This window comes from Synechococcus sp. WH 7805 (genome assembly GCF_000153285.1).
Taxonomy (GTDB): domain Bacteria; phylum Cyanobacteriota; class Cyanobacteriia; order PCC-6307; family Cyanobiaceae; genus Synechococcus_C.
This window is the reverse complement of sequence record NZ_CH724168.1, coordinates 701,226-722,016: the sequence shown is the minus strand read 5'-3', so window position 1 is coordinate 722,016 and position 20,791 is coordinate 701,226. Positions and strand designations below refer to the sequence as shown.

General features: G+C 60.0%; 18 protein-coding genes and 1 tRNA gene. 7 read left to right on the top strand and 12 right to left on the bottom strand.

The window, feature by feature from the left end; translation table 11 throughout:
* Window positions 1-78 precede the first annotated feature (78 nt).
* Window positions 79-273 (top strand): hypothetical protein, encoded by a 195-nt coding sequence (locus WH7805_RS14910; protein ID WP_006041688.1) that lies wholly within the window; start codon window positions 79-81, stop codon window positions 271-273.
* A 17-nt stretch (window positions 274-290) separates the two neighbouring features.
* On the opposite strand, the gene WH7805_RS03930 is transcribed toward WH7805_RS14910, so the two are convergent.
* Window positions 291-638: an RNA-binding protein gene (locus tag WH7805_RS03930; protein ID WP_006041687.1), complete on the bottom strand. Its 348-nt coding sequence runs from the start codon at window positions 636-638 to the stop codon at window positions 291-293.
* A 246-nt stretch (window positions 639-884) separates the two neighbouring features.
* On the opposite strand from WH7805_RS03930, the gene WH7805_RS03925 reads away from it, so the two are divergent.
* Entirely contained in the window at window positions 885-1,082 is a 198-nt protein-coding gene (locus WH7805_RS03925; protein WP_006041685.1) for a hypothetical protein, read from the top strand.
* On the opposite strand, the gene WH7805_RS03920 is transcribed toward WH7805_RS03925, so the two are convergent.
* From WH7805_RS03920 to WH7805_RS03890, 7 genes are all read right to left on the bottom strand, one after another.
* Complete coding sequence (locus WH7805_RS03920) at window positions 1,079-1,357, bottom strand: hypothetical protein (RefSeq protein ID WP_006041684.1); 279 nt, start codon at window positions 1,355-1,357, stop codon at window positions 1,079-1,081. The two genes, WH7805_RS03925 and WH7805_RS03920, sit on opposite strands and share 4 nt — an antisense overlap.
* A complete protein-coding gene (locus WH7805_RS03915) occupies window positions 1,354-3,177 on the bottom strand; it encodes a DEAD/DEAH box helicase (RefSeq protein WP_006041683.1) in 1,824 nt (607 codons plus the stop codon). Before WH7805_RS03915 ends, WH7805_RS03920 begins: the two co-directional genes overlap by 4 nt.
* Before the next feature lie 104 nt (window positions 3,178-3,281).
* A complete protein-coding gene (locus tag WH7805_RS03910) occupies window positions 3,282-3,644 on the bottom strand; it encodes a phosphomannose isomerase type II C-terminal cupin domain (protein WP_038004997.1) in 363 nt (120 codons plus the stop codon).
* An 8-nt stretch (window positions 3,645-3,652) separates the two neighbouring features.
* Entirely contained in the window at window positions 3,653-5,251 is a 1,599-nt protein-coding gene (locus tag WH7805_RS03905) for an ATP-dependent RecD-like DNA helicase (RefSeq protein WP_006041681.1), read from the bottom strand.
* Window positions 5,248-8,937 carry a UvrD-helicase domain-containing protein gene (locus WH7805_RS03900; RefSeq protein ID WP_006041680.1) on the bottom strand — a complete coding sequence of 1,230 codons (3,690 nt, stop codon included), beginning with the start codon at window positions 8,935-8,937 and terminating at the stop codon, window positions 5,248-5,250. The genes WH7805_RS03905 and WH7805_RS03900 overlap by 4 nt, the downstream gene beginning before the upstream one ends.
* Entirely contained in the window at window positions 8,934-12,251 is a 3,318-nt protein-coding gene (locus WH7805_RS03895; protein ID WP_006041679.1) for an exodeoxyribonuclease V subunit gamma, read from the bottom strand. The genes WH7805_RS03900 and WH7805_RS03895 overlap by 4 nt, the downstream gene beginning before the upstream one ends.
* Window positions 12,245-12,901 (bottom strand): metallophosphoesterase, encoded by a 657-nt coding sequence (locus WH7805_RS03890; RefSeq protein WP_038004373.1) that lies wholly within the window; start codon window positions 12,899-12,901, stop codon window positions 12,245-12,247. The genes WH7805_RS03895 and WH7805_RS03890 overlap by 7 nt, the downstream gene beginning before the upstream one ends.
* An 87-nt stretch (window positions 12,902-12,988) precedes the next feature.
* Between WH7805_RS03890 and WH7805_RS03885 the strand changes: the two genes are divergently transcribed.
* The gene (locus WH7805_RS03885; protein ID WP_038004371.1) at window positions 12,989-13,234 is read left to right on the top strand and encodes a hypothetical protein; all 246 of its coding nucleotides are present in this window, start codon (window positions 12,989-12,991) and stop codon (window positions 13,232-13,234) included.
* A 171-nt stretch (window positions 13,235-13,405) separates the two neighbouring features.
* Here the strand turns inward: WH7805_RS03885 and WH7805_RS14670 are convergent, their stop codons facing one another.
* The 3 genes from WH7805_RS14670 to nrdJ form a co-directional block, all read right to left on the bottom strand.
* A complete protein-coding gene (locus tag WH7805_RS14670) occupies window positions 13,406-13,546 on the bottom strand; it encodes a hypothetical protein (protein WP_006041676.1) in 141 nt (46 codons plus the stop codon).
* A gap of 25 nt (window positions 13,547-13,571) precedes the next feature.
* A tRNA-Ser gene (locus WH7805_RS03880) sits at window positions 13,572-13,656 on the bottom strand.
* Window positions 13,657-13,727: 71 nt separating this feature from the next.
* Complete coding sequence (nrdJ, locus tag WH7805_RS03875; protein ID WP_083773560.1) at window positions 13,728-16,079, bottom strand: ribonucleoside-triphosphate reductase, adenosylcobalamin-dependent; 2,352 nt, start codon at window positions 16,077-16,079, stop codon at window positions 13,728-13,730.
* A 202-nt stretch (window positions 16,080-16,281) separates the two neighbouring features.
* Between nrdJ and WH7805_RS03870 the strand changes: the two genes are divergently transcribed.
* The 4 genes from WH7805_RS03870 (at window position 16,282) to WH7805_RS03855 (ending at window position 19,876) form a co-directional block, all read left to right on the top strand.
* Complete coding sequence (locus WH7805_RS03870; protein WP_006041673.1) at window positions 16,282-16,995, top strand: class I SAM-dependent methyltransferase; 714 nt, start codon at window positions 16,282-16,284, stop codon at window positions 16,993-16,995.
* Window positions 16,992-18,629, top strand: coding sequence for a peptide chain release factor 3 (locus WH7805_RS03865; protein WP_006041672.1), 1,638 nt, complete (start codon window positions 16,992-16,994; stop codon window positions 18,627-18,629). The genes WH7805_RS03870 and WH7805_RS03865 overlap by 4 nt, the downstream gene beginning before the upstream one ends.
* Before the next feature lie 259 nt (window positions 18,630-18,888).
* Entirely contained in the window at window positions 18,889-19,110 is a 222-nt protein-coding gene (locus WH7805_RS14905; protein ID WP_038004995.1) for a hypothetical protein, read from the top strand.
* Window positions 19,111-19,186: 76 nt separating this feature from the next.
* Window positions 19,187-19,876, top strand: coding sequence for a CPP1-like family protein (locus WH7805_RS03855; RefSeq protein WP_006041668.1), 690 nt, complete (start codon window positions 19,187-19,189; stop codon window positions 19,874-19,876).
* Here the strand turns inward: WH7805_RS03855 and hslO are convergent, their stop codons facing one another.
* Entirely contained in the window at window positions 19,877-20,785 is a 909-nt protein-coding gene (hslO, locus tag WH7805_RS03850) for an Hsp33 family molecular chaperone HslO (RefSeq protein WP_006041667.1), read from the bottom strand.
* Window positions 20,786-20,791 lie beyond the last annotated feature (6 nt).

Sequence of the window (20,791 nt, the reverse complement as noted above, 5' to 3'; positions counted from 1 at the left end):
GTATTCAAGCGTTGTGTTGCACCTGAACATCCACAAGAGCAAGGGCGCTGTAGACCTGAAGAAGAACGAGGAGGACCTATGGCCCGTTCCCGCGACAACACCCGATTTAATCGCTATCTGGCAAAAAAACATCGCCAAGATCTGAGGGGAGCTGTTCCTTCACTTTGCGCTGATGCAGGTCAACCCATTGATGTCAGTGGGAGGTTGATGAAGCGTGCCATCAGCCTTGACCAGCGACTTGAGTTCTTGACCGAGGAGGAGCCGGCCTTTTGAGCCGGCTCCGGCAACGGTTACCAGCGGTTTCCACCACCGTCGTATCCGCCGCCTTCTCCTCCGCGGCCGCCACCACCGCCGTAACCGCCACGGCCGCCGCCGCCGCCGCCACCACCAGTGCGCTCACGAGGAGTTGCCTTGTTGACACGGATCATGCGACCCATCCATTCGACGTTCTGAAGGTCGTCAATGGCCTTCTGTTCGTCTTGATCGCTGTTCATTTCCACGAATCCGAAACCGCGCTTGCGGCCGGTTTCGCGATCAAGAGGAAGGCTGGCACTCTTCACCTCGCCGTATTGGCTGAACAGATCGAGCAGATCTTCCTGCTCGGCCTGAAAGGAGAGGTTGCCGATGTAGATGGTCATTTCCTGTTGGGACCGATGGACATTTGATCAGTGAAGCCGTGGTCCGAATTGGAAAGTCCTTGATGCTGAAGCCGGAAAGCTGAAGCCTGGGGGAGCGAGCCGTTCAGAGCCGAACGCTGAATCTGATGCATTCCCAAGCTACAGCCTGGCCTGTAGCAACGTCACGACAATCAGAAGACAATTGGAAGGGGTGGGCGAATTTCCTTCAGGGCAGGGCATTGTCAGGAGACCCTGACGGAGAAGTTGATGACTGCACTCAGCCTTCGTTGTCTCGGATGGACGGCCGAGGGAGAACTCGATGCATCCGATCAACTTGAATTGTTGCAAACGCTGTTGTTGGGCGCGCAGCCGGATGTTCAGATCGAATTGATTTATTTGATCGAAGCCACAGCACTGCGCCAGCCCTGCGCAAGCCTCGAAATCACTCCATTGACAAGCTTTTAGAGCTTGTAGCGGTCAGCTGCTTTCTGCTTGCAATTGTCCTGAGCGGATTGGATTGACACTCCTGCATTCACCTCATCGAGAAAACACGTGCAGGTGTATTCGCCCATTCCCGCAGGAGGTGTCTTGCCGGCGCTGGCCATGGCACCGTTGAAGCCAGCCATGCACAGACGATGAATCATGTTTTGATCTTCTGATGCAAGCGCGGGCAAGATCGGTGCGACCACCAAGCTCAGCGCAAGAGTGATCGCAGAGAAACCGGCAGTCGTCAGGGTCATGAAGCTTTCGTGATCTGCAATTCCCGATTCAGCACCTTAAGGCGTTGCAGCGAATCGAAAACATCGTCAGGCATACCCTTCGGTAGGTCTACCAGGCTGTGGGATTCAAAGATCTGAATCCGACCGATCATCCGTCCCTGAAGACCAGATTCGTTGGCGATTGCTCCCACAAGATTGCCCGGCTTGACTCGGTCGCGATGGCCAACTTCCACTCGGTAGCGCGTCATGTTGTCTTCGGGAGGGCGGGCATCACGCTCGGGGCGACGGCGATCCCGCCCTCGATCCCCCCGCCGATCATCGCGGCGCTCGGTGCGCACAGGCGCCTGAAGCCAGCTCTCATCACCACTCACCAGCAGCGGTTGATCGCCAACCACAAGTCTCAACGCAGCCAGGGCCAGTTGATCTGCTGAGAGCTCATGCTCCTGGGCCACGCGCTGAATGAGCTCCTGCAGGAGGGGAGTCTCGTCATCGGCCTCGCAGACAGCAGCCTCACTCAGGCGATTTCTAAGTCGATCCAAACGACTTTGATTGATTTCCGCGTTGCTGGGAATGTCCATCGGCTCGATCGACTGATTCACAGCCCGTTCGAGGTTGCCTACAAAGCGCCGTTCACGCGGTGTGACGAACAGGATGGCTTCGCCCGTTCGACCTGCTCGACCCGTGCGGCCGATGCGGTGCACATAGGCCTCGCTGTCGAACGGCATGTCGTAATTGATGACAAGGCCGATGCGGTCCACATCAAGGCCGCGTGCTGCAACATCGGTGGCCACGAGGATATTGACAGTCCCCTTTCGCAGCCGATCAACGGTGCGCTCTCTCTGGTTCTGCGGGACGTCTCCATTGAGGACTGCGACATCGTGACCCGCCGCTTCCAGAGATTCAGCCACCGTCAGGGTGATTGCCTTGGTGCGGGCAAAAATGATCACGCCTTCGCCAGTGACGGCCTCGAGTACACGATTGAGAGCTTCGATCTTGTGTGAGTTCTGCATCGTGATCGACCGCTGGCGGATGCGTTTCGCCTCTCGATCCTTGGTTTTGATCGTGATTTCAGCGGGTTCCTGCAGATAACGCTTCGAGAGGCGACGAATTTCATTCGGCATCGTTGCCGAGAAGAGCACCACCTGTCTCTCCTCAGGGAGCTGGTCAAGAATCCACTCCACGTCATCAATGAAGCCCATCCGAAGCATTTCATCGGCTTCATCGAGCACCAGGCTGCGAAGCCCTGTGGTGTCGAGGGTGCCTTGCCGCATGTGATCCATCACCCTCCCTGGGGTGCCCACCACCACATCGACACCTCGTTTGAGGGTATGGATTTGGGAGCGGAAATCCGATCCCCCGTAAATCGCCAGCACGTTCAGATGGGGATGACCGGCGGCGTAAGCCTTGAACGAGTCAGCCACCTGCATGGCCAGTTCCCGGGTTGGGGCCAGCACCAGCACCCGGGGCTTGCTGCTGCGTCCTTCAAGACGCTCGAGAAGAGGAAGGGCGAAAGCTGCTGTTTTGCCTGTTCCGGTCTGGGCCTGACCAACAAGGTCACGACCGAGCATCAGCTCGGGAAAGGCTGCTTTCTGAATCGGGGAAGGCTCCTTGTATCCCTTCTCCTCCAGAGTTCTCAGCAATGCTTCGCTGAAGCCAAACCCGGCGAATCCAGACTCTTCTTTGGTCGACTCTTCTGCGATGGACTCTGCGGGTTCTGCGTCATTGCAGGGAGCGATCACGGTGGTGAACAGCTCCTCGTTGGGGAGTGTTTCCGAAGACTGCTCGGAAACAGTGAGATCCACGGCGCAAGGCACTGCGGCCTGCGGGGGTGTCTGGGTCATGGTGAAGACGGCGCTCAGCCTGATTGATCCTTCAAATCAGGCTTGCAACGTCCCATCGGCAAATGCCGCGCAGTATTGCTTGCCGTCTGTTCAAAGGTGAATTTTTAATTTATCACCCGGCCAAAGTCATCTTCGAGGCGTTCGATATCACTTTCCTCGAGCGTGCCTCCGTGTTGTACCTCGATGATCAGGAGATCGCCCGGCCCACCACTGGCGCGGTGAATCGAGCCGCAGGGGATATGGAACGTGGTTCCTGCCTTGGCTTTCACTAGGTGACCATCGCAGAGCAGCTGTCCTGTTCCAGCCACCACGGTCCAATTCTCGCTGCGATGGCGATGGCGCTGCAAGCTCAGTCTGCAGCCATGGCGCACCAGCAGTCGCTTGAGTTTGTAGCCAGGACCTGAAAGCAGGTCTTCATACCAACCCCAGGGGCGTTCCACCCGTGTTGACACGCTTTGAACCGTCACTGCTTCTCTCACAGCATGCCGTCATTGACGGCATGCGCCAGTCGGTACAGCTTCAGCTGTTGGCGTGCCCGAGTCATCGCTGTGTAGAGAAGGGCGGAAGAATCCAACGCGTCTTGCGGAGGCCACAGCAGAATCACATTGGTGACCTCACTCCCCTGCGCCTTATGGATGGTGAGGGCCAGCGCTGGCTCCAGCTGGCGGATGCGCGCAGGATGAATCAGTCGGAACTGGCTGCCTGCATTGCCGTCGTTGCAGCGGAACAAAAACCGTCGCGACGCACCCTTGCCGACCGCGAGACCCAAGTCGCCATTGGCGAGTCCGAGATCCATCTGATTTTCGCTGCACAGCACCGGCAGACCTTCAGGCCATCCCGAAGGATCATCTCCTTGGACCAGATCGCGATGCAGGGAATCAACACCCCATGGTCCCCGGCGGCGAGGACAAAGAACGATGAGATCGTCGAGCCGACTGAGCAGTCCTGCGCTGGTTGTCGGGTTGGGATGGCCCTCTGAGTCGGTGGAAAACTGGGCCGTTGAGCGGCCGAGTTCCGCCAGACGGTTTCGCAAGACTTGAATCACGGTGTCGGGGATCCGACGGTCATGGCAAATCTGGAGGGCGACATTTGCCTGCTCGTCCAGCCCGTTGCACGCGTCCCAGAAAGCCTCTTCCCCCGCGTTGCGCAGCAGACTCCCCAGCCGTGCCAGCTCTCCTCTGTTGCGGTAAATCCGGTTGAGGCAGATGGCGGCATCACCGAAACGGTGCCGGCGTTCTGGGTGCTGGAGGTGTTGCCAGACCGCTCCAACGCCGATGGGCGGCAGTTGGTTGGCGTCTCCCACAAGCACCAGCTGTGCCTCTTGAGGTAGGGCCGCCAGCAGTGCCTGAGCCAGGTTGAGATCCACCATGGATGCTTCATCAACCACGAGCACATCAAGATTCAGTGGGTGCCGGCTGTTACGGCCGAAGCCTCCTGGGCGCGCTTCCAAGAGGCGGTGCAGGGTGGTGCAGTGCAGGCCCTTGGTTTGCGGGTCGCTCTGAAGCGCTTCCTCCAGGCGTCGGGCCGCCTTGCCGGTGGGAGCCGCCAGATGGATACGCAAGGCCTCGCGTTCAGCCATTGCTTGGAGCAGCATCGCCTGCACGGTGCTGGTTTTCCCCGTCCCCGGGCCGCCGCTCACCATCACCAGGCGATGGCGTGTGATGGCTTGGACAGCGGCCCGCTGCTCCGCATTGAGCGTCCCGAGCTCTGGCGGATTCACGGCGTTGGCTTGGCCCCCGCTGGGCAGGGTGTGACTGCGATCGATGAGTTCCTTCTCCAGGCACTGCATGGCTTGATGCCATCGCTTCCAGTGCAATTGATCGCCATCGAGAACCATCAACTGGGGCGGATCAGTCAGCCATCCGCTGCGCTCGAGGAGCTCGCGCTGCCCTTCCTCGATGCTCAGGCTTGTTTCTCCCACGCTGAGAGCTGCCGTGAGTGCCTGTACGAGATCCTCGAGCGCCTGTTCATCCGTTGCTGACAGGCTTGCCACGGGCGGACGGCGGCGGCGCAGCATGGCCATGATTCCGTTGGCGAGTTGCTGGCTGAGTTGTGCGCCTTCGCTGCGGTTCATGGCTGGGTTCCTTGGAGCAGCTGATTCAGACGTTCCAGCCGCTGCAACGGTGCCGGTTCGAGGATCACGCCGCTCCCCCCCCGCTCGCTGACACCGCGAAGAAAGACGTAGGCATAGCCGCCGAGATGGCGATCCGGGGAGTAGTCGACCAGGCGCCACCGCAGGAAGCGATGCAGGGCCACCAGGTAAAGATGGGCTTGGAGGGGGTAGTGGTGCTGGAGCATCTGCTCCTCCATCGCGGATTGGGTGTAGTGCCGTGGGCCGCAATAAAGGGGCTGTCCTCCGCCGTCCCGCTCGCCGATCCAGTTGCTCTTCCAGTCGGCGACCCACCAGCGGGCAGTGGCGAGATCATCACCATCGGTGAACACCAGATCGATTGAGCCTGTGAGGAAGCCCCGGCTGTGAATGTCCAGGGTCTCCAGTCGAGCGGCATAGTCCGGACCGAACCGCTTGTGGGGGTCGCGGCGGAAGGCACTGGCGAGAGCCGATGCCCGCACAGCTCTGCCCGTATGGGCCACGGGAAGATCGAAGCTGAGTTCATGCAGGCGCCGACCGCTGTGGAGATCAGCCAGGCGCAGACTGTCGAGGGGGCCGCCGAGGGGTGAGCGGAGCACCGTGTTGACGGCCTTGAGAACGTCCTCTTTCAACGTGAGATCCAGGCCGGAACGACTCAGCTCGCGCTCGACGAGCTCATGGTTGCTGGGCTGATCGATCGGCTGATCGAAGGGAATCTGCTCCAGGATCCGGTGCAGGCAATCGCCTGCTGTCGCTCCACGCGGAAACGTACCGAGAGAGCCGGTGCGCGGCAGTGGCTCTCCGCTTGGCTGGACGTCTGGCACCTCGTCTGGCCCCAGGTCTCGTGCGCTTGTGGATGGCGCTTCGGTTCCGGCATCCACATCCCGGCCTTCTTCGAGTTCGTGGGGGTTGTTGCGATTGCTTTGGTGTGGGCTGGAGGCACTAGCAATCCATGCTGAGTAGCTGCTGCGTCCCCAGGAGCGATCCAGGGCTTCCTTCGGTACCGGTCCGCACTGAAGCGACTGGGGTTGTCTGGATGGACTCCAGCGCAGGTCTGGAGGGATGGATCGCGGGTGATGCAGGCTGATTCGCGGATCGTCATCGCCTGCGCGTGCATCCAGCCAGGGATCCAGAGGATTGCCGCTGGGGTTGGCTTCACCGGCACTGAAGAGCACCAAATGGCGTTCAGCGCGGGTGACTGCCACGTAGGCCAGGCGTTCGGCCTCCGCCATGCAATCCAGGGCATCGGCGCAGGCGGCTGCGTGCCCGCTGCCCCAGTGCGGATTCAGGGCCACCCTCCAGCTCCCTGAGCGATCACCTGCGGGAAGACGCCACAGCGGCCCTTTCCCAGGGGATGGCGCCTCCCAGAGGTAGGGACAGATCACAACTGGATATTGCAGACCCTTGCTGCGGTGCACCGTGACCACGGCCACTGCGCTGGCCACTAGATCGCTGTAGGGCTGACGCTGTTCCGGCACGTTATCCGGTGGATGCAGGCGTTGCCGGCGCAGCCAGTCGGCTCCGCCTGCAGCATTGAGTCCTTGTCGGTGCATGGAGTCCTGCACCAGGCGTGCGCATTGCTGCAGATCTCCCAAGAGACGTCCGCGTGTCGACAGGTCGGCCAGGGTTTCCCCTTCCAGGAGCTGGGCCAGGCAGCCCATCACTCCAAGCCGAGGCAAGGCATCGGCGAGGGCCTGGAGTTTGGCGGCGAACTGGTCGAGTTGCCCGTTTCGATCGCATACTTCAAGGGTGTCGGCAGGCCATTGCATCAGGGCTCCTGCCGCCAGTCGGCGCAGTCGTTCATTGTCCGCCGGGCGGGCCAGACCATCAAGAAACCATTGCAATTCAACGGCTCCACGGCTGCTGAGCACATCCCCGGGGCTGATCAGGCGGCTGGGCAGGCCCACCCTTGAGAGCTGGTCACGGATTGCTTCAGCCTGCCGGTGGCGACTGACAAGAATGCAGAGGTCTGCAGGCGTGAGGGAGGTGTCGTTGCTGAGGATCTGAAGCAGCAGATCCGCAGCGAAGCAGGGGATGCTTGCTTCCAGATCGGTTCGGCTCCTGCTGCCGCCGGCATCCTCGGGATTGAACGCGAGGATCTGCAACGGTGCCTCGCCTGCCGGCAGTGACAGAGGGGTGCAGCTGGCCTTCGCCGATACCGCTGGTACGGCGAGTTCGGAGTGTTTGAGTCCTGGAGACATCAAGCGATTCATGGCCTCCATCAGGGGAGGTGTGGTGCGCCGGTTGTCGAGCAGATCGTCGATGCGATCGACCTGAGCGCGTGCACTCTTGTAGGTGTTGAGATCACCGCCGCGAAAGCGATAGATCGCCTGTTTGGGGTCCCCCACCATCAGCAGGAGATGCTCGCGGGAGGCAAAGGTCTGGCGCAGGAGTGTCCACTGCAGGGGATCGGTGTCTTGAAATTCATCGATCAACGCAACCTTGTAGCGGGCCCGCAGGGCTGTAATCCATGGTTGAGACCTGGATGGATCCGTGGGGTTCAGTGCATCCAGTAGGCCGGAGAAACCCACCACTCCACGACGTTGGCGTCGTTGATCGATCTCGCGCAGTCCGCGCATGAGCAAATAGCGCCAGGTCTGCTCCCCAGGTCCATCCCAGAGCGCAGCGATGGCTTGCATCAGCTCTGGTCGAGGCAGGCTTGGTGAGGTTTCGCCGCATTTGCGGGCTGTTTTGGAGAAGACGCCTGGGTGGAAAAAAGTGCCAAGAATGGCCTGGCTGCGCACGTCTTCGTAACGAATTGGTAACGATTGCGTGTCATTGCGCGTTTCAATCCAGCTGCTCAGCAGGGCGGCGCGATTCTTCGTGGGTTTGCGGCTGTAGGGCTTCGTGTCCTTGCAGCCGAGGCTGTGCCATTCCTGGGCGCAATCGCGAAGGCACTGCTCCAGTTCAACGCCTTCGCTGCTCCAGAGCTCGTGGAAGTGCAGCCATCGCTGCTTGAGCCAGAGGGGAAAAATATCCCGTAGAGCGTCCTCAGGATTGATGGTCTCGGCGTGTTCGGCGATGCGCACACCGCAATCGCCATCAAGACGCAAGAGTTCAGCCGTCAGGGTGTCTTCCCGCAGTCCTGTCTGCAGGAGCCCGGCGACATCCCCGGGATCAAGCGTGAGAATCTGCTCGCGCCAGAGGTCATGGGCCACCTCTTCCACCAGGGTCTGAGGGTCATCGTCGAGCGAGAGATCCAGGCTCCTGCCACTCTCCAGGGCTTGCCGGCGCAAGGTGCGCCGGCAGAAGCCATGAATGGTGGTGATATCGGCTCGCTCAAGCGCTTCGAGAGCTTCAAGAAGCAGGCTGGCCTTGTTTCTGCGCCCTGCTCGATCGCGGCCGTGCTCCTCCAGCCACTCCAGGAGAACCGCATCGCTTGCCGTTCCCCCGCCATCGTCTCCCTGTTCTAGACGCAGGAGCCCTTGAAGCGCTCCGTCGAGTCGCTTGCCGATGCGGTCACGCAGTTCATCAGCTGCTGCTTCTGTGAACGTCACCACAAGAAGTGCATCGAGCTTGAGCTCTCTTTCCACCACAAGCCGCATCACCAGATGGGCCAAGGCAAAGGTTTTGCCGGTGCCTGCGCTGGCCTCCAGCAATCTCAGCCCCGGGGTGAGCGGGTAGCGGTTCGGCTCGAAGCGGATGGTGCGGGCTTCCCCTTGACCTGTCATTGGCTTCTGGCCTCGAGAAGCGGGGCATACAGGCTGTCGAAGGCGCTGTCGAACCCGGGGCTGTTGAGGAGATAGTCCGCATCACAACCGTCACCGAAACAGGCCTGGAGATCACCTCGATCCCGTTCGGCCCAACGCTTGATCCCGCCATGCCAGCAGGTGCTGAAGGCGCGGTCGGCAACGTCTCTCCCTTTGGCCAGGGTGATCGCCCTGGCCAGTCCGCTTTCCGGGGGGATCGGCCAGCAGATCCGGAGCCCCTCATCAGCCAGTGCAAACAGGTCGCTGAGCAATCCATCAGCCTGCTGCGGCTCCATCGGCATCCAGCGCATGGCGACGGAGAACGTCTCGGCTTTGCTGCTGCTATCACCGCGGCAAATCACCACGGTCGGAGAGCCTCGGCCCTCCCGCTGGTTGAGAAGGTGTTTGAACCAGCCCTCCAGCACGGTGCGGGCCTGAAGCTTGGAGGTGCTGATCATCACAGCGGTTTCTCCCGCCACTGGCAGTGGCGGAATCGCGAGCTTCTGCCATCGCGGAGGCTGCTGCAGGGTTCCGAGGCTGAACAGGGCGGTTTGTAGGTTTTGCCAGCGCTGTTCCAGGCGGCTGTCGTCCAGCGCCGCCCCAGCCCCGGGCGGTAGCAGCCCTCGGCCGCAGCTCCATTGCAACCAGTCTCCGGACTTGGAGGTGTCCCACCGGGCCTCAGGGTCTCTCGTGAGCCCATCGAGTTCATCATGCAGGCGCTCTGTCATCAAGGCGCGAAGGGCGCGTTCGGGTAGGGCCAGCGGTGATCGATCTTCAACGGCATCACACCACTCCCCAGCTTCGATGCCCCGCTGCCGGAGCCAGGCCCGTTGGGGAGCTTGCAGCCAGCGTTCCAGCTGTTCCACTTGGTCGCTGTTCAGAGTGTTGGCCTGCGCTGCCGCGGGTTTCGCTTCCAGGGTCCAGTGAATGGGCAGGGCGAGACCGAGGGGGGCATGGCCTGGGGCCGGGCGTTGCGGATCATCGAGGCACTGCCTGGCCTGAAGCAGGCGACGATCACAGCTCAACGCGTCAGTTTTGGCAGGGATGAAGTTGGCTGCGTCCAGAGGGTTGGCCGGTGGTTCGATCAACACCTGAGCCATCGCCTCCTCGCTGAGCTCCTGTCGCAGCAGGCTGAGCCACTGCTGCACGGGCGGACAGGGTGGCAGGGTGTCTCCGCGTCGTTCATCACGGCTGCTCCAGCTGATCAACAGGTGCTGACGGGAGGAGAGCAGCGCCTCGAGTAGCACGTAGCGATCCTGATCCGTACTGCTTGGATCCCCAAGCCTCCGCTGCCGCTCCAGCAGATGAAATCCCGGGCGTTCCCGTGTACGAGGAAAGGAGGCGGCATCCAGCCCCATGAGCACGATGACCCGATGGGGAATGGCACGCATTGGTTCGAGGGCGCTCACGGTCATGGCACCGCTGCGGTGCCCGAAGCGGCCACTGTCGGCCGAAAGTGCTTCCTCGAGAACCGAGATCACCACAGTGGTTTCCAGGTTGAGTTCGCAGTGGCCAGCCTGTAGCACCCAGCAGTCCAGGCATTGCTGGATTGCTTGCAGTTCCCAGTCCCAGGCACCACCGTCGCCGAAGAGATCGGAGAGCAGCCGCCGCAAGCGTTCCACCCACGCCGAGCAGCTTCCGCTTTGGCGCAACTGAGCGATCCATCGTGCAACCTGATCCAAGAGCGGCCACCAGCGCTCGAGCTGCTGAAGGCTCAGATCTGGGAGGGCGGGAGCACAGGTGCCAAGTGCTAGGCCAGGCTCATCGGGGAGGATCAGGCCGATGAGCCAGCGATCAAGACACCAGCGCAGGCTGTGGGTGTCATCGCCATGGCGTTCCTCACGATCGAGTCCCCAACGGAAGCCGCTGCGTTGCAAAGCCGCGGTGATGTCCATCGCCTCCTGGGCTACGAGACCCTGAAGACTGAGAAAGGCCGGATTGCTCATCAGTGCTTCCAGTCCTGTGGCGGTGAGACGCTCCGCACTGAGCTGAAGCAGGGTCATGAAGGCCTGCTGCAATCCAGGGCTGTTCTGCTGACTGCGGTCGGTGAGGCGCCAGGGCAGATCCACTCCGGTGGCGTCCTGGTCAGAGAGCACTGAGGCCAGCAGCGGGGCATAACGCTCAACATCAGGCGTCATCACGAGGATGTCCCGTGGTTGAAGCGTGGGATCGTCGGCCATCCAGCGAAGAATGCGATCCCGCACCAGCTGCACCTCCCTCCAGGGGCCTGCGCAGCCCATGAACAGCAGGGATTGATCCGAACGCTTGAGCTGTAACGAAGCGTGCTCGGGGCTTGCGAGCTGTCGTTGTAGTTGCTCCAGCAACGACGCCTGCCGGCCTTCGGAGGCTGCCATCGCCACCGGGTCGGCAAACAGATCAGCCTGGTCCGTGCTGCTGAGCAGGCAGTCACCACTGCCCTCCAGCAGCAGCTGGAATTCCCCTCCCATGCGACCGAGGATGGCTTCCAGTTTCGGGGCCTCGATCAGCCAGGTTCCATCTGGGGATGCGGTCCAGTTCTCGCCCAGTCGGCGCCGTCTTCGCGCTGATCGCTCCCATAGATCCGGGCATGGTGTGAGCAAATAAAGCTCCACCTGCATCACTCCGGCCAGCGCCTGAAGCAAATCAATCTGCACCGGGGCGAGGTTGCTGAGACCGAACAGCCTCAGGCGCCTCGGCAGCGTTGTGGCCGGTGCTTGCCCCAAGCGGAGGTGATCAACGGCCCGTTGAACCTGTAAGCCGAAGGGATCGCTCGGAAGCCGGTCAGCGAGCGCACGCACGAGAAGGGGCTGCCAGCGCAGCACGCCCGGGAGGTTCCCCCCGTCATCTCCAGCCAGCCAGTTAGCCAGTTCCTGAGGTCTGTAAAGCGCGTAATCGTCCACCGCATCCGCCAGTTGGCGGGCGAGCAACCACTGCTCCCGCGTCAGAGTCTCGGATGCTGTGCGGTGACTGTTCCACCACTGCCTGAGCGGTTCAGCCTCCTTGCGCTGCATCAGTTGCGGCAGCACAGCGAGCACCGTCCAGACCAACCGTTCGGCTCGCCAGGGATCATCAATGGGGGGCTCCGTGCTCAGCACCGCTTGCACCAGTTGGCGCAGGCGGCTCCCGGGGAAAGGGAAGCGCACAAGAGCGCTGATTCCGTTGATGCTGGCCAGTCGTTCCCCCAGCCAACGGCTGGTAGGCCAGGTATTGACCACCACCTCGACCTGTTCAAACGGGTTGGGAGGGTTGAGATTGAGATCCTGGGCGAGGAGCTGAGCCAGAAGCTCCGCTCTGTTGCTGCGGTAGATCCTCAGCAAGGCAGCCCTGTGGCCAGTTCCTGTTGGTGCGCTGGACTCACAGACACGGCTCTGGGTCCATGCACCTGAACTACCGATTCGGTTTCAGGGCAATAGGCGGTTAACAGGCCTCCGAAGACCGCGCCGGTGTCAATCATCACGATCTGGCCTTGAAACTCAACAGTCGGACGCGGGGTGTGCCCCACCACAACCTTCCCGTAGCGCCCGTTGTAATGCTCCCAAAAGGGTTCACGGATGTTCAGGTCGGGGCGACCACTGTCGTCAAATCCTGCGTGGGTGGCGACCCACCCATCGCCTTGAAACACATCAGGAAGCTGCTTAAGACGATGCAGCCACTGGTGCGAGAGACCGTCCCCAAGTTGGCGGTAGGTGTCCATCGTCAAGAGTTCGGGATGGCCGATGGCGGGGGAACTTTCGAGTCCCAAGATCAAGGCCTGCTCATGGTTGCCACGCAACCATGTGGCCCGTCCTTCGCAAACCAGCTCCCAGACCAAATTCATGCAGTCGGCGATGGCTGGACCTCGGTTGATCACATCACCGCAGAACACCAAGTGATCGTTGCGTGGCAGAACCGACAGCAACCTGACGAGGGCTTCGTGGCACCCATGCACATCACCGATGATCCAGTGGTGTTGCGGCGGAGGTGCCATTGCCATGAACAATCTCTAGAGATTCTGCCCGCTGAGCCTGCTTCTGTCAGTGGACGTGGTTACGGTGAGCGGCTTTCGTCGCTGGTTATGGATCCTCGTTCCCTCCCTGTGGCCCGTCGGGTCACCCTGTTGGTTCAGGCTCTTGATGGAGCGAAAAAAACGAACGAGGCCTTAGCACGCTGCAACAACGGAGAGGAAATGCTCGATGTCTTATTGGGTGCGTCTCAAAAGCTTGGGCTTGGGCTGACGCGCGAGCAGCTGGCCAACACCCCACCCATCCGGGACTGGGTGTGGTGGAAAAACAAAGAAGCGCCGATCACAATTGGCAGTTAGAGGCGATCACCAATAGTTAGTTCTGTAGTGACTGTGGAGGAGCTTGAATGAATCTACATTGGATGCAAATTGATGTGATTTAAGGTGTATTTTAGGTGGATTGGTTCGATGGATGTTTGCGTTGGAAGCGTCATTAATCGCGAGAGAAATATGTTCTCTTTGCTCTGATTCTCAGTTTTTTTGTTGAGTGTTTGCTGGCTGCTCGTTCGGCACGGCTTCGAACAACACCACATCCAGTTCGCCGACCCAAGCCACGATGGCGATCAGTCCAATGATGGATCCAAAGGCCAGTATCAGGCGGTTCACAGTCATGCGTTGGAACTACTGTGAAAAAGAACGGAGAGGGTGGGATTCGAACCCACGGATGCTTTCACATCGCTGGTTTTCAAGACCAGAGCCATCAACCACTCGACCACCTCTCCTGACACAACCCTCACTGAAGGTTGAAAACCCATCTTAAAGGAGTCCCTCTGCAGGGACTCCTCCATTGTGGTCAGGAGTTCGGCTTGGCCAGAGGCAGCAGGCATTTATCGGAATCGCAGCCTGCAGGACCCGCCTCGCTGATCTCTCCCATGTCGTAACGCTGGAGGGCTTCGAAGAAGTCCGCGCTCACGCGGCGCTGGATCACCTCGTTCTGCATGCGTTCATAGGTGTCGGCATCAATGGGCTCAAAAGGGAGCCTCGGGAACGTGGCATTAGCGTCGAAACGGGCCAGCAGGGCTGCTGAGATGTAGCCGTCGCCGTTTTCGATGGTCTTGTGAAGAGCATCGGTGAGTGTTTCAATCTCGTGCTCGCGGAACTCGATGGTTGCCGAGGTGTTGTGCGCGGTGTAATGCGTCTGAACCTGCATGTAGAAGTCGAACTGCGCCATTGCCGAGAACGCGTTGATGTCCACGGCATCAGCCCCGGGAAGATTGGCCCAGCTCACTTCCGTGGGGATTTCCACCAACCATTCAGTGCAGCGCGGATCAAATGGATCATCGAGAAGTCGACCCTGCTCGTCCTTGTCGGATTGCGATGGCACAACGGTGTAGCCGTAGTCCATGCACGCCATGGCAACGGGGTCGTTCTTGCGGAAGGTGATGCGGCGGATGAAACGCTGGGCCTTGGGGGGGTGCCAGCCTGGTGCCGCGCCAGTGAGCAGGCTCTTGGTGCCTGCGGGTTGCACGGTGGTGCAACGGTTGGGGCGACGCAAGCCATGGCGGTCGCAGTACTCCCACACGGCCTCATTCACCGTGGCTTTCCAGCGGCTCAGGTACTCCGCTTCACGCCGTTTGAACTCCTGGCCTTCCTCGGTGTTGGGTCGTCCGGCTTCCCACCACTGCAGCCAGGGGGTGCCGAAGGCATGCACGAAGAAGTCGAACAGGCCGGTGAAGCTCACGCCCACAATCGGATCCCAGGCACGACTCTGGCGGTAGCGCTCCACTTCAAATTGATGGTTGAGCAGGCAGGCCACTGACAGCGCACCCGCGCGGAAGGCATCGCGTTGGCCCTCGTCATCGCTGGGGTCGATCTGGTTGAGGTGGATCTCCGCCAGGTTGCAGTGGAAATCGGCACCGAGAATTTCGCCGCAGGGGTTGAGGCCGTAACGGCCAAGACGGTGCTCCAGTTCGGCCACATCCATGGGCCCGTGGTTGAGATCGAGCCAGCGGCCGGCCTCGTCCCGGCCTTGATCGCAGTAGATCTCGATGAACTCCCGGCGCAGTTCCGGTGTGTTGAGGAGATCGGCGTTTGAACGCGCGATCGCCTCAGGCGCGAACTGAATGGCACCCTCACCACTGTGGAATTGGCGGGTGACAGCTTCAAGGAGCACGTCGCGAGTCGGACGCGTGTGATAAACGCGAGTGTGATTGGCCATGCGCAGAGCATCCCGTTCAGGATCGATGCGCCAGTTGCCCTCGTCATCCTGTTGCCAGAGATTGTCCTTGGCACCGGCTGCGCTGGAGTCGTCAGAGGCGAACTGGCGCATGCCAGCACTGCGACGGATGTTGCCCGCCACGATGGTGACGGCGGCTTCGTCGATGAGCAAGCAGCACTCCACGGAGGTGAGCTTGCGGCCGATCGCTTTGCCGAGAAGACGTGCAACCCTCCCATACAGATCTTTGAGCTTCACTGGATTGGCCATCCCGCCGAAGCCCTTAAGGGTTTCGCCGACCGGGCGGACATCAGAGAGATCAACCTCAACCTTGACGGTTCTGCCAGCAAACCGAGCATCACTGCTGAGTTCCAGCAGAAGTTGGTAACTGTCCACCCAGCCGCGTCGGGTGTCTCCGACCTTGATGGAGACCAAGTCATTGCTGATGGTGTGGCTGGTCTGCTCTTGACGCTCTCCAGCGGGGGTGACACCGATGTCAGACACCGAAAGGATCTCAATCGGGTTACTGACCATCGGCAGACGCTCGATCAGATGGGGCTCAATGATGGCTCCAGTACCACAGCCCATCATCGCCAGATCCATCATCAGACCAAAGGCTTCCCAATCCACAAGGTTGGTGGAGGTGCAGTTGTAAGCACCGGAGAAATTTTCCTGCTGCTCGATCCACGGTGTGCCACCGATCCAAAGCCATCGTCCGGATGGGAGTGCTTTCTTCTCGGCTTGCATCCGAGCCATCAACTCCATTTCCTCGGACGTGAGGCTGCCGAGCTTCTCCAGTCCGCCAAGGTTGCGTGCGCCGACCTGCGTCCAGCTTTCCCGTCCCACGCTGCTGCGACGGCTGTAGGTCCGGTAAAAGACGGGATTGGCGGCGGGGGCGGTCGCTGGGAAATCGCCATTCCCAGGCAGCGTTGCATTGGTGTCCGAGCTGACGCTGCGGGTTGGAGTCAGGGTCACAGGGCTTGGGATCATTACTGGCACCCTAACGCCAGCGATGGGGCCAGCAAGGGTGTGCCAGCACCACCTGCAGTGTTCAACTCGGCGTTGTGTCTGCCTTGGTAGCGGTGGCTGCATTCACCCTCATCGATGCATCCTTTCGGTTTCTGAGCGCGTCGGCCATCGCGCGTCCCTTTTGAAGTCAGACTTTGGAATTGAAGTCCACTGACTCGACCCGATGATCCAGCGGACGCCTGAGCCGGAGCTCATGAATGAGCCACTGCAGGTGAAGGCTTACGCGGCGGCGGATTTTGCTTCAACTGACCAGGCGCTGGTGGAGCGCCTTGATCAGTTGCTGCGGGACGCTGATCGTTGGCCTGCCCATGGCGACTGCCTGATTGATCTTGGTTGCGGTCCCGGCAACATCAGTGAACGTCTGGCCCGGCGCTGGCCGCGTTGCACTGTTGTCGGTGTGGATGCCGCCGAACAGATGATCCTTGAGGCGGAGGACCGCCGCCGGCAAAATAGTATCCCCAGTGATCGGCTCCAATACGTCGTCGCTCCGCTCCCCTGGCATGCGCCCTCATCCCAGGCGTCTTTGATTGTGAGCAATAGCCTCCTGCATCACTTACATGATCCTCAGAAACTCTGGGGATGCCTTCGTCTCCTCGCCGGTAGCCACTGTCTGGTTCTGCATCGGGACTTAAGGCGACCGTCCAGTTCATCTGAGCTGGATCAGCTCTGTGAGTGCTACACGGCTGATGCTCCGGAGTTACTTCAGAGGGACTATCGGGCTTCTCTTCACGCAGCTTTCACGGTCGAGGAGGTGAAAGAGCAACTGCGGGACGCCCAACTCGATCACCTCCAGGTTCGAGAACTTGAGGATCGCTATCTCGAAATCAGTGGCTGGATCACGGGCTGTCAGGCTGGTCTCGATCAGCCCAGCGCATGAGCACGGAATCAGGTCCACAAGACAACAGCGAACTGTTGGAGGCGGTGGCACGCCGCAGAAATTTTGCGATCATTTCCCATCCAGACGCGGGCAAGACCACCCTCACAGAAAAACTGCTCTTGTACGGCGGTGCCATCCAGCAGGCTGGAGCCGTCAAGGCCCGGGGAGAGCAGCGCAAGGTGACCTCCGACTGGATGGAGTTGGAGAAGCAGCGGGGGATTTCGATCACTTCAACGGTGCTGCAGTTCGACTACACGGGCAACACCATCAACCTGCTCGATACTCCCGGACACCAGGATTTTTCAGAGGACACCTACCGGACACTGGCGGCGGCTGACAATGCCGTGATGCTTGAGGATGCGGCCAAGGGATTGGAGCCTCAGACGCGCAAGCTTTTTGAGGTCTGCCGAATGCGGCAGATCCCGATCTTTACCTTCATCAACAAAATGGATCGACCAGGGCGCGAGCCTCTGGCGCTTCTCGATGAAATCGAAGCTGAACTGGAATTGACGCCCTGGGCTGTCAACTGGCCAATCGGCAGTGGCGAGCAGTTTCGAGGTGTGATCGACCGGCGGACCCGTGAGGTGGTGTTGTTCAGTCGTGCTGAACGCGGCAAGCAGTCAGAAGAACGTCATCTGTCTCTGGATGATCCAGAACTTCTGGATCTGGTGGAGTCCGACCTCCTGGATCAGGCGGTTGAGGAGATGGATCTTTTGGACGCTGCCGGAGCGGAGCTCGACCTCGAGCTGGTGCATGCCGGTGAGCTCACGCCGGTGTTCTTCGGATCAGCGATGACCAATTTCGGTGTGCGTCCTTTCCTCAACGCCTTTCTGGAGATGGCGCAGAAACCAGTGGCTCGACTCGGTCATGACGGGCCTGTTGATCCATTGAGCCCAGATTTCAGTGGCTTCGTGTTCAAGCTTCAGGCCAACATGGATCCACGCCATCGCGATCGTGTGGCTTTCGTGCGGGTGTGCAGCGGCAGGTTTGAGAAGGACATGACCGTCCGCCACGCGCGAACAGGCCGAACCATTCGTCTCTCCCGGCCCCAGAAGCTCTTTGGTCAGGATCGTGCTGTGGTGGAGGACGCCTATCCCGGGGATGTGATCGGTCTCAATAATCCAGGCATGTTTTCGATCGGGGACACTCTTTATGTGGGTTCCAAGGTTGAGTACGAGGGCATTCCCTGTTTCAGTCCGGAGATCTTTAGTTGGCTCCGCAATCCGAATCCCTCAGCCTTCAAAAATTTCCGCAAAGGTGTGAATGAGCTGCGCGAGGAGGGTGCCGTGCAGATTCTCTATGACACCGATGAGAGCAAACGCGATCCGATCCTCGCGGCTGTTGGTCAACTACAGCTTGAGGTGGTTCAGCACCGTTTAGAGAATGAATATGGCGTAGATACCAGGCTTGAACCTCTGGGTTATCAGGTAGCCCGCTGGGTGAATGGTGGTTGGCCAGCGCTAGAGAAGGTGGGTCGGATTTTCAACTGCAAGACCGTTCGCGACGCATGGAACCGCCCGGTGTTGTTATTCAAGAATCAGTGGAACCTCAATCAGTTGTCTGAAGAGCATCCTGCTCTCGAGCTCAGCACGGTTGCTCCTGTGGTGAGTGGTGTCGAGCCGATCAGCCTTTGAACCAGACGTTGATCAGAGCTTGAAGCCACGTCTTGACATCGTGGGCAGCAGCCTCGGGCCAAGTGCCTGACTCAAACGCCAATGGCTGGCTCTGACGAGTGGATGGGGGTCGGGTCAGGGTTTGCATCACAGCCTCTTTCATCTCCATTCAGCCTTAACCCACTCTTTACTTGCGTCCGGTGTGGCTGTCCGTATCCCCGGATGGTCCTCACGGCAGCAGATTGAAATCGCCAGACTGCATATTCTTGTGCGGTGTGGTTTGGACACCCTCTGGCTGCTTCGGCCCTGTGATGACGGAGGAACGGATTACGTTTGCTTCCGTGATTGCAGAGATCGCGTGGAGGTGCTTGAGGGATATCACCTGCCGCCGCAGATGCCGTTGATCAAGCATCGCCAATTTCTTCTCAGCACTGAAGTTCCCGGTTTCCGCCATCGTTGCGAACGTCAACAAGGCTTCCGGCATGGGCCCCCTCTGTTCTGAATCGTTTGTCGATGGCGGTTGATCAACTCATCTGGTCTTCATCCTCGATACCATTCATCAAGAGAAGAGAACATCGATGGCGGCAGGGCTGAACCCTGGTGAGGACTCCGATGGACAGGATCCTTACCAGCTGTTGCAAATTCAGTCCGACGCCAGTTTTGACGAGGTGCAACGCGCCCGTGATCGAGTTCTCAAGGCCTGCGGTGACGATGTAGTGGCTCGCGCGAAGGTCGAAGCGGCCTATGACGGCGTTCTCATGGATCGTCTTCGCGATCGTCAGTCCGGCCGCCTGAGCGCTGAAGCGGCGACAGCTTCGCGCGTAGAGCGTCAGCAGGGCGAGGGAGGGATGGTTCAAACCACCAACGGACCGGCGGCTCTGCTCACTCGGTTTCGCAATCTTTCACTTCCAGCTCCTTCTTTTAAGGGATCGGCGATGGTGCCCGATCTCACGCTTGTTGAAGGTCAGGGGCTGTTGGTCCGCCTCTCCCTAGGAGCTCTTGCTCTGCTCTTGTTGCTGTTTGCACCGCAGACGATCGAGCTGCTTCTCGCTTTGGGAACGATCGGTTTGTTCCTTAGTCAGATCCGCCGTGGACGCCGTCCCCTTAGCTCCTTGGGTTGGGGCGTCTTGTTGTTAATCCTCGGTCTTGTGGTTGGGGCCTTGCTCAGTGTTGCCGTGACCGGCTCGGGTCTGCCTTTCACCATGGAACAGTTGCAAGCATTGCCTGCCCTGCTGCTGCTCCTCGCTGGAACGCTGCTTCTGGCCTGATCAAGCCAAGGTTTTGATCAGTTCCGCAAGCTCAACCTCATCGACCTTGTACACCTCGCTGCAGAAGTGACAGGTGAGCTCTGCGCCCCGATCGTTTTTCAACATGTCGGTGAGCTCATCAGGGCCAAGCAGCGTGAGGGCTCCCAAGCTGCGCTCTCTGCTGCAAGGGCAGTGGAACGACACTGATTGCATCGGTTCACCACTCGGAATCGGTTGTGGATCCAGATCGGGGAAGACTTGTTGGATCAATTGCTCCGGATGATCACCGCAGCTGTTCAGCTGTTTGCTGAAATCCTGAATCTCACGGCAGCGTTCCTCAAGTAAGGCCACCAAGGCGGGCTCTTCAGCGGCTTTGGGAAGAACCTGCACCAGCAGTCCACCGCTGCTTTCCAAGCCATCGCTGTTGATGGTTTCACCCACAAACACTGCCGATGGAGTCTGTTCGGAGTGCAGCAGGTAGGACGCCACATCCTCACCGATGCATCCGCTCACGAGCTCGACCGTGCTGCTGAAAGGTTCACCTTTCCCTTCGTCTCGCACCACATGCAGGTAGCCCGTTCCCGCGGCCGTTGTGAAATCAAAACTGGCTTGACCGTTGGTGGAGCGGACTGGATCGAGTTCCAGATTTGGATTGCCCACATAGCCACGAACCCGTCCATCCCGTCCGGCGTCCACCGAGAGACCTCGGATAGGGCCGTCCGACCCCAGTCTGAGATTGACCCTTCCGTGGCTCACCTTCATGGAACTGGCCAGAAGCAGCCCTGCACTCATGGCCCGTCCAAGCATCACGGTGGTGAGATAGGAGAGCCCGTGGCGAACCTGGGCGTATCGGGTTGTGTCGCTGGTGGTCACGGCGACAAGCCTGATTCCCCCCCCAGCTGCGGTCGCCCGCACCAGCCGATCAGCCATGGCTGC